Source organism: Paraburkholderia sp. NMBU_R16 (assembly GCF_013282575.1).
Taxonomy (GTDB): Bacteria; Pseudomonadota; Gammaproteobacteria; order Burkholderiales; family Burkholderiaceae; genus Trinickia.
Genome location: NZ_JAAAYE010000155.1, coordinates 1 through 2,340, shown reverse-complemented (window position 1 = coordinate 2,340; position 2,340 = coordinate 1). Strand labels below are relative to the sequence as shown.

Genomic DNA, 2,340 nt, shown 5'->3' with positions numbered 1-2,340 from the left:
ATACCTGAACAACCTCATCGAGCAGGACCATCGTGCCATCAAACGCATCATCAAACCGATGATGGGCTTCAAGGATTTCCGGTGCGCGCGCATCATCCTGGCCGGCATTGAGATCATGCACATGATCTGCAAAGGCCAAATGAAGGGTGACCACGCCACTCGAACGGTCGCCGCGCAGTTCTATTCGCTGCTTATCTAAGGGCTCCTACGCGAATCGCCGCTTGCTCGTCATGGCTCCGTTATCGCGACACAACCGCTTCGCTGCCGCGCCAGCGGATCGACTCATGCACGCACCACGACTGAAAAAATGGGCTGCCATTATCGATCATCGCGACTTCATCCGGCGCTGTGCGTGTAACCCTCAACTGAACCACGCCGCGAGGCGGGCTTCGGCGAAGAGGCGCAAGTACGGCGCAATCGATGCGCGCGCAGGCGAGGTTGCCCATCCGAGCCGGATCGCTTCGCGTACCGCAGATGTTTTACGCGGGGGCGGGAAAGTGCGCCCGTCGGGAGCCGACACTGGCAGGCGCACCCCCTCCTTTGTGATCGAGCATCATGCAACCAACCAGAAATAATCTCTCCAGTTCACCATGGGGCAACCCTTACTCTAATCAGGGCCCCCCAGCCGCCGGACGCGGACAACCGCCGAACGCTGGTCGGGGTGCGCCCACTGCTCCCCCCCAACTGGCGCAACTGCCAGGAGGATGGCCTCCGGCTGGGCAGCATCCCAGCAGTCAACCCGGAATGGAGTATCCGCCACCTGGGTATCCGCCAGCTGTGTATGTGCCCATTCCTCGCTCGCAGTCGGTGCCGCCGCCTAGTGCGCTTGACCCTAGGCTGCTGAGCCAGTTCCCGCGTGACATGCTCCCGGAGGGGTACAATCCGAACGAGCATGCGAGCTTGATGCGGTCGCCGTCGCGGAACAGCCAGGCCACTGGATCCAACCATACATCGCAATACTCGAATACTTCGCACTCGGCACGGAGGGAGCCTACCCCACTGAGGGGGCCTACCCCGTTGTTCGAGGAGAGCGACGACGACAAGTACCTCCCTCGCGCATCCGGCATCTCCTCGAGGACCGGCCCGAGCACCTCGGGGGCTGGCCCGAGCAGGGGCCCTACTCGCACTGCGAACAAGGGCAAGGAGCGGAGCGCCCCTTATCCGTCCTCCGAGTCCTCCAAAGGAACCGGGACTGTCACTACCGGCAGGTGCAAACATGGCCACTCGCTCAAGTGGCGCGAGCGTCGGGGCAGGGACGGCAAGCCTGTACCCAGGTTGATCGGCTGTGACACGACGGAAGACGAGCTGGACGGCAAGGAAGGACAAAAAAGCAAAGAGCAGGCGCAAAACCGCATCTATCAGCGGTCAAGAATCTATAACGAGACGCGAGAGACTGGCGCGACGCCAAAGCAGGTACGAAAAAACGACTCGGAGGCCTGGTTCCGAGACCGAGGCTACGCGACCCGACAGGCATATGAAGCTGAGTTGGCTCAGAAAAAAAAGGCTGGCAACACATCCGCGGATTATCAGCGGAATCAAGCAGACCAGCGGGCTAAGACGCTCGGGAAGGACGCCACCCGATCGGACCTATTTAAACATTACAAGTCTTCACAGGCCACGCAGCAGCTAGGGCCGGGGGCAAAACCCGGCCACCTTGCTGCACTGCAAAAGCAAGAACGGGAGGAAGCGAGACGACTGGGTCTGAATGCCAAAGACCTTCGGTTCCGCATGCCGAGCCCTGACCCGATACAACACCCGTGGCGACGCACTCCGAGTCCCGGGGCCGGCGGGGGAATGACTCAAGGGAATTTGGTACAAGACAACTAATTGACCGGTCGCGGTAGGTGTGTCGCACGCCGATCAGATCAAGGTCGTTTGGCCACAAGCGCATACGGAGTCGGTGCCAAATGTGGTTGTGTCGCGATAATGAAGCGATGACGAGCAAGCGGCGATTCGCTTAGGAGTCCTTACATAAGCAGCGAATAGAACTGCGCGGCGACCGTTCGAGTGGTGTGGTCACCCTTCATTTGGCCTTTGCGGATCATGTGCATGATCTCAAGGCCGGCCAGGATGATGCGCGCGCACCGGAAATCCTTGAAGCCCATCATCGGTTTGATGATGCGTTTGATGGCACGATGGTCCTGCTCGATGAGGTTGTTCAGGGTAAGCGCCTCACGACGACCGTCGTAGACGACGGCGAGAACCGACATCAAAGGGTTGTGTCGCGATAACGGAGCCATGACGAGCAAGCGGCGATTCGCTTAGGAGTCCTTACATAAGCAGCGAATAGAACTGCGCGGCGACCGTTCGAGTGGCGTGGTCACCCTTCATTTGGCCTTT

The 2,340-nt window shown here is 59.9% G+C and carries 1 protein-coding gene and 1 pseudogene; one reads left to right on the top strand and one right to left on the bottom strand.

Going from position 1 to position 2,340, the window contains the following annotated elements:
• A partial coding sequence (locus GWC77_RS27390) for a DDE-type integrase/transposase/recombinase (protein ID WP_173262516.1) occupies positions 1 to 199 on the top strand: 199 nt, incomplete at its 5' end.
• Between the two features lie 1,768 nt (positions 200 to 1,967).
• Here GWC77_RS27390 and GWC77_RS27385 read toward each other — a convergent pair.
• Positions 1,968 to 2,162: pseudogene (locus GWC77_RS27385) on the bottom strand (DDE-type integrase/transposase/recombinase); the annotation flags it as partial.
• Positions 2,163 to 2,340 lie beyond the last annotated feature (178 nt).